This is a genomic window from Klebsiella sp. K5-306 (assembly GCF_051835185.1).
GTDB classification, from domain to species: Bacteria; Pseudomonadota; Gammaproteobacteria; order Enterobacterales; family Enterobacteriaceae; genus Klebsiella; species Klebsiella oxytoca.
This window is the reverse complement of the sequence record NZ_JAIFJY010000033.1, coordinates 21604-27936: the sequence shown is the minus strand read 5'-3', so window position 1 is coordinate 27936 and position 6333 is coordinate 21604. Positions and strand designations below refer to the sequence as shown.

At 54.5% G+C, this 6333-nt stretch carries 5 protein-coding genes and 1 pseudogene; 1 reads left to right on the top strand and 5 read right to left on the bottom strand.

The features are described 5' to 3' along the window. Positions 1–124: 124 nt before the first annotated feature. Positions 125–391: pseudogene (gene mrkJ, locus K2184_RS28200) on the top strand (cyclic-di-GMP phosphodiesterase MrkJ); the annotation flags it as partial. A 57-nt stretch (positions 392–448) separates the two neighbouring features. Here mrkJ and K2184_RS28195 read toward each other — a convergent pair. From K2184_RS28195 to mrkA, 5 genes are all read right to left on the bottom strand, one after another. After that, positions 449–1099: a fimbrial protein gene (locus tag K2184_RS28195; RefSeq protein ID WP_163525861.1), complete on the bottom strand. Its 651-nt coding sequence runs from the start codon at positions 1097–1099 to the stop codon at positions 449–451. A 14-nt stretch (positions 1100–1113) separates the two neighbouring features. After that, complete coding sequence (locus K2184_RS28190; protein ID WP_004105348.1) at positions 1114–2109, bottom strand: fimbrial protein; 996 nt, start codon at positions 2107–2109, stop codon at positions 1114–1116. Continuing rightward, positions 2100–4586: a fimbria/pilus outer membrane usher protein gene (locus tag K2184_RS28185; protein ID WP_004105350.1), complete on the bottom strand. Its 2487-nt coding sequence runs from the start codon at positions 4584–4586 to the stop codon at positions 2100–2102. The genes K2184_RS28190 and K2184_RS28185 overlap by 10 nt, the downstream gene beginning before the upstream one ends. An 11-nt stretch (positions 4587–4597) precedes the next feature. After that, positions 4598–5299: a fimbrial biogenesis chaperone gene (locus K2184_RS28180; protein WP_004105352.1), complete on the bottom strand. Its 702-nt coding sequence runs from the start codon at positions 5297–5299 to the stop codon at positions 4598–4600. 289 nt (positions 5300–5588) lie between these two features. After that, on the bottom strand, positions 5589–6197 hold the full coding sequence (gene mrkA, locus K2184_RS28175; protein ID WP_004105354.1) for a type 3 fimbria major subunit MrkA: 609 nt from the start codon (positions 6195–6197) through the stop codon (positions 5589–5591). Between the last annotated feature and the right edge of the window lie 136 nt (positions 6198–6333).

Genomic DNA, 6333 nt, shown 5'->3' with positions numbered 1-6333 from the left:
GGTCTGACGGCGCTTAGTGCTGAATTCACTATCGGCGAAGGTGAGTTGATGGCTCATGATGTCCCTCTGGGATGCGCTCCGGATGAATATGATGATCTCATATCAGGAACTTGTTCGCACCTTCCTTAGCGCTATTTGCGGTTATCACTTTGATTATGTCAAAATCGATAAAGATTTTTTCTGGCATTTAATGCATAAAGAGTTTGGTCGGCCATTAATGGATGCGCTGGTCACGTTCCTTTCCCGTAACCACCATAACGTGATTATTGAGGGCGTAGAAAGCGAAGCGCATAAGAAATGGTTACAGGGTATGGAGTGGTTTGCTATTCAGGGCCATTACTGGCAGGAAGTCAGCATTGAACAACTGGTCCAGGAAAAGATCGCAGTTTAAAAAAATGCCGGAAAATTCCGGCATCAATATTATCCCTCGGGCCATCCCACCGGCGACTCAATTATAAACCAGCTCCCAGGTCGCCCAACTGGTCAACGGACCGCTGGTGGCTTTTTCCGGCGCTGGCGTCACGTAGCCAATGTAATAAGTAAATACGCCGCCATCTACCGCCTTTTCTACCAGCGGTACGCGGTTTTGTTGAGGATCGGCCGGAACAATTTTATTGCTTTTATCCAACGTATTATCGTCGTTGGTTGAGAGCGCGAGGAAGATATGGCTGGCCCCGTCCGCTCGCGTATTCGCCAGATAACCGGCATTTTCATTGCTGACCGCCTTGACCATATATCCATCAACCCAGCGTACGCTGACCAGGCGGATCTCATCTTTATCGGCCGCGCCGCCGTCGTACCGTAGCTGGCAGTTAGAGAGCTCCAGGGTAAAGGGCTGCGGTTTCATAAATGCGCCGGCGCCGCGATCGTGCACTTCCGCCAGGCTGACCGGCGCCAGCCAGACGCTGCCGCTCCCCGCGTTGTGACCGCCGTTGAGCGCCACGCTACAGGAAATATCGGTCACTCGTCCGGCAAAATCCACCCGCCCGCGATCGTAATTGGTTTCGAAACCCCACGCCGTTGAGGCCATCAGCGCCCCGCTTATCAGGGTCAGCTGAATGAGTCGTTTGCTAATTTTGAATCGTGCTGCATCACTCATACCCGCCTCCCGAATTAATCGTACGTCAGGTTAAAGATCATGTGCGACTCCACCTCACCGGTACTGGTGGTCGGCGCATATTGATAGAAACGCGCATGCAGAGGCAGGGTGATATAGCGGGTCTCCTGCGTGCGCAGCGTACCGACGCTGTACTTTTTGTTGAACTCCAGCGGCACGCCATCTTTCAAAACCTGAATACCAATCCCTTTCGCCAGCGAGCTACCGGATTTTTCATTCAGCAGCGCGCCTCGGGCGTTCGTGGTGCCGGTCGCCAGCGTACCGGAAAATGAGGTCTGGATATTGGCATACCCCGACTCGCTTAATCCGCCGCTGCACTGCAGCTCAATATTAAAATCCTTACCTCCGGCGGTAGTGCCGACGCCGTTAAGATCGCTGCGCTTAATGGTGCCAACATCAACGTTCATATTTTTGCCGCTCAGGATAGTGCATGAGGGCGACACCACGGTGATCGCGTTGGCGCTCAGGTACGTCACCAGAATCGGGTTGTTACCGTTCTCCCAGTCATAAGAGGTATATTTCCCCGCCGCCAGAGTACCGCTCCCGGTCACGCTGGCAGTTTTAATCACTTCCAGCGTAAAGCGTGAGCCTTCCAGCGAGTAATTCGTGGTCCTGCTGGCGTAGCTCGAGTAAACATCCGGGTAGATAATATTCACCGTCGCCCCGCCGCGGCTAAAGCGCAGGCCGATACCGGGCACGTTGGTAGAGTAAATTTTATTTCCCAGATCCGTCGCGCCGGTGGAAACGATTTTGGCCGCAAAGCGGTTATTGCCGCTGCTGCAGCTATAGCTGGCCCCGCCCGGCGCCGACATAGTCCAGTTACGGGAAACGATCACCGATCCTACCGGCAGGTCCGGTGGAACCACCACCCTCCCCACCACCATGTCGAGGTTAACGGTCGGCTGCGACAGACGCGTACAGTACGCCCATGCCGACGTGGTTCCCATCGCCATTAAGCCAATAAAAAGCGTCAGTTTTTTCATTAGCGACATAGCGTTTCCTTTGTTTTTTGCTGACTTAACTCTACCGAACACTGTCCACCGCTCCATTTGACCGTAGCCTGCGGCGCGCTGGCGTCGCTGATAAACATCATGCTGCCCTGGCCCACCACGCCAATCTCTTTCCCGGATGGGGCATATATCGTGGCGGCGAACGGTAACGGCAGGCCGTTTGCCTGGCGCGCCTGCAGAGTGATGTTGTTCTGCACCGTGGTATCGAAAGAGACCTTAACCACGCTCCCTTCCCACGGCACGACCTGCGCCACGGTACTGCCGAAGGCGACGTCGTCGCTGCTGCCTTTGGGATCAATTTCAACCGAGTTAATCCGGTAAGGCCGCAGATACGGCAGGATGGCATAGCCGTTGCTGTCGATGCGGGTCCCCGGCGAACCGGGCAGCATCGCGCCTGCGGCATCTTTTGCTTCAATCAGCGCCATCGTGGTGCCGCTTTCCGGCGAGAACACGACGCCATGCCGATGAGCAATTAGCGTTCCGCTGGCGCCCACGCCGCTCTGGCGATACCCTTCGCCCTGGCTATAGCTGCCGTTCAGCGTGGTCCACGGGGTACGGTAGCTGCCGTTCAGCGCCACGTCGTGCTGGCCGCCGGTCGAGGTCGTTGTCGACACGCCGTAGTTGAGGTTATTTTCGCTATCCAGCGAACCGTTGACCCCAATCTGCGAGCTGGCGAAGCGCGAGTTATTAAACGAGGTGTTTGACGTCAGGTTAGCCGTACGGTTTTCGCCGAACCATAGCGGGTAGCTAAAGTTGAGTGAAACGCGATCGTCACGACGGTGGCCGGAGCTATCCGGGGTATAGACGCGCTGGGCGCTGACCGACCACGAGAGCCGACCGTACATGTTGTTGTAACTAAACTGGTACTGCTTTTCCGTTCCCGAACGGTTCCAGTAATCCGCCACCCGACCGCTAAGGTAAAAACCGCCCCAGCCGTCCGGCAGGTTCTGGTTAACGGTAAACGTCATCCCGTTTTTCTGCCGCCATACGGTGTAGCTGCTGCGGTGGTTCTTTTCCTGATCGACGGCGTACAGCGCGTCGTTCAGGTTGTAGTAGCCTTTGGTGGAGTAGCGATACGCCGCCAGCACGATACTGGTCTGGGTTTCGGTAAACATACGGTTAAAGGTGGCGCGATAGCTCTGCCCCTGCTCGTCAAGGGTATCGCTCTTCAGCCGCGAGTGGGTAACGTCGAAGGAGAGCGCGCCGATGCCGGTATTCATCCCGGTTCCCAGCAGGAAGGCCTGATAGTCATCAAAGCCGGTGACGCCGGTATAGCCGGTGAACAGGTTATTCAAACCGTGTTGAAAGGTTCCCTGGTAAAGCATCGGTTTATTACGCAGGGAGCTATCGTCGACCTTACCGGCAGAAAGCGCATAGCGGGTCATTCCCGGACGCAGCAGCTGCGCCACTGAGGCGTAAGGCACGCTGAATACCTCAACCGAACCGTCGGCCTCTTTTACCGATACTTCAAGATCGCTACCGTAGCCGGAAGGATAGACATCCTGCAGGGTAAACGGCCCCGGCGGTACCGTGGTCTGATAGATAATATTGCTGCCCTGGCGCACCGTCACCAGGGCATTGCTTTGCGCTACGCCGCGAATTTCGGGAGCGTAAGAGCGCATGCCGTCCGGGAACATATTGTCATCGGTCGCCAGGTTGACCCCGCGCAGGCCAATCGTGTCGAAGAACTCGCCGCTGGTAAAAATCTGCCCGCCGCTGACTATCGAATTAATCTGCGGAACAGGACGCTGCAGCCAGGTCTGGTTGCTGTTCCAGTGAGCTTTCCCCTGCTGCTGCTGCCAGTTCAGGTTACCGATATGCTTGAGCAGCCAGCCGTCCCACGACAGGCCCGCGTTAACGCCAAGGTACGCGCTGCTGTTATCAGAGCCGTTGTTCGACGACGTGTGGCTATTCCAGGCGTTCGCCATCCAGCCTAAATTCAGCGCCGCAACGCCTTTATCCCAGAACTCCGGGCTGACAAAGTTTTTCAGGCGCTGATCTTCATAGATTTGCGGTACGGAAATATCCAGTCGCAGAGAGGACTGAATCAGCGTGTCTTTAACATTATCTTCGTTACGCCACTCCTGCAGGCGTCCGCAGAATCCCTCTTTTTCGCTGAGCTGCGGGTTAAACTTTTCCGGCGAGATCCCGTACTGCATCAGCATCGCTTTGGTGTAGCAGACGCCCATTTTGCCATCTTTACCGGCGGTGATTTTCAGGTCGTAGCGCCCTTTCCATTCGCCGTTGGTATACACATCAAGGGAATAGACGCCCTCGCTGATAGCGCTGGTCGAGAAGCGCGACAGGTCGACCTTTTCGCGACTACCGACGATAAAACCATCGTTAAACTGATAGACCGTTCCCGGGTTTTCCTGTCCGCTGGAAAATGGCGGCAAGCAGCACAGCGCAACCGCAATCGCCGTGCTTAATCTTCCCGGGCAGATTGACCTCTGCTTCATGATCGTTTCCCTTATTTGACGGTAACTTTCACTGCGACGTCTGCGCCATAATCATTAATATTGTTAACGGTCAGGGTCTCACCTTTGCTCACCGCAGAAGAGAGGGCGATGGTCTGACTGGACTGCGGGGCAAGCATGACCGTTTTGCTATTCAGCGCTTTGCCGCCGTTACGGGAGATACGGCTTACGGTGATATAAAAGGGCGTTGGATTACCGATCGACAGGCTGCTGCCGTTAGCGGAGAGCGCTAATTTGTCTGCCGCCGCGTCGCGATTGCCTAAACCGGCAGGACGATAAATAAACTTAAAGCGCGAACGAATCGCCAGCTGCAGAATATTCTGTCCTTCATTTTTCTGGCTGGCCTCGACCGGCGGTATTTCCAGAAGATTCAGCCACCATAGCGTCTCTTTATCTTTAGCCAGTCCCGCATTGCTGCCGAGCTTAATACGCAGGGTCTGGCCGCTTTTCGCATCAACGCGGGAAATAGGCGGCGTGATAATAAATGGTGTGGTAATGGTATCCGGCGTCGCATCGGCATTACCGTTGTCCAGCCAGGCCTGCGCCAGCGCCGGACGGTCGGCGGTGTTAGAGAGCTGCACCGTTATTTCTTTTTCATTTCCTGGGTAAATAAAACGGGTGCCGTTAACAATAATATTGTTGGCATGGGCCGCAAAACTAAAAATGAAACAGAAAAAAAGGGCAATACGCTTCATGCTGACCTCAGAATAAAAAATAAGCGGCAGCAGTGGCCGCTTTATTATTGTTGTATACCCTGAATAATTCGAATTGCAGAAAGGCGGCAAGAGCGTGACAAATGCGTTCCCGACGAATTTGTCCAGCCGAAGGCTGGCCTTCGCTGAGAGGCAGGAGCCTCTCATTAATCCCCGGGAGCTTCCTCCAGTAAGTGACTGGGATGAGCGAGCGTCGCCAGCGCCTGTGCTATTCGAAAGATTGCGGATATAAACCGCCCCGGCACGAGGCGGCTTTATCTCTCAGTCGATATTACTGATAAGTAATTTCGTAAGTCGCGTAGCTGTTAACTACACCGGTGGTGACAGTCGTCGGGGTGCTGGTAGCGTAGCCAACGTAGTAAGTGAAGCGCGCGCCGTCCTGAACGGCAGAAGCATCGCCGGTCGCTTTAGGCTGGGTGGCATCACCCGGGATGATTTTGTTGGTCAGCGCGGTCGCGTTGTCGGTGGACAGAACCAGCTGGATATTCTGCGCGCCAGCGGCTTCGGTGTTCGCCAGGTAGCCCTGCTGCTTAGCAGTAGCGCCGGCCAGCAGGTTACCGCCAGTCCAGTTCACGCCCAGTTTGCTCACATCGTCCTGTTTGGTACCGTCAGCGGCCTGGCAGTCAGACACATCGATAGTGAAAGATTTCGGTTTCAGATAGGTATCCGCAGCGGCGGCTTTAACTTCAGTTAAAGTCACCGGTGACAGATAAACGTTTGCATCGCTGCCCTGGCCATTTACGGAAACAGTACAAGATACATCGGTAACTTTACCGAAGAAATTAACCTGACCGCCGCCTACATTGGTATCAGCAGCATTTGCTGCAGCCATACCAAAAAACGCAGTCGCCATTGCAGCAGAGAGAAGAACCTTTTTCATTGCCATTTCCTTGTCAGAGTGAATTAAGTATCGATGAGCAAACAGTTAATTCGCACAAAAGTCAGAAGCGATTTGCGATGCTCACTTGTGCAACTGTTAATAGAAACTTCGACTGACCGGAAGCCGCAATATTTAA

Coding starts and splice junctions, on each gene's coding strand:
- K2184_RS28195 (WP_163525861.1), bottom strand. CDS start 1,099: ATGAGTGATGCAGCACGATTCAAAATTAGCAAACGACTCATTCAGCTG.
- K2184_RS28190 (WP_004105348.1), bottom strand. CDS start 2,109: ATGTCGCTAATGAAAAAACTGACGCTTTTTATTGGCTTAATGGCGATG.
- K2184_RS28185 (WP_004105350.1), bottom strand. CDS start 4,586: ATGAAGCAGAGGTCAATCTGCCCGGGAAGATTAAGCACGGCGATTGCG.
- K2184_RS28180 (WP_004105352.1), bottom strand. CDS start 5,299: ATGAAGCGTATTGCCCTTTTTTTCTGTTTCATTTTTAGTTTTGCGGCC.
- mrkA (WP_004105354.1), bottom strand. CDS start 6,197: ATGAAAAAGGTTCTTCTCTCTGCTGCAATGGCGACTGCGTTTTTTGGT.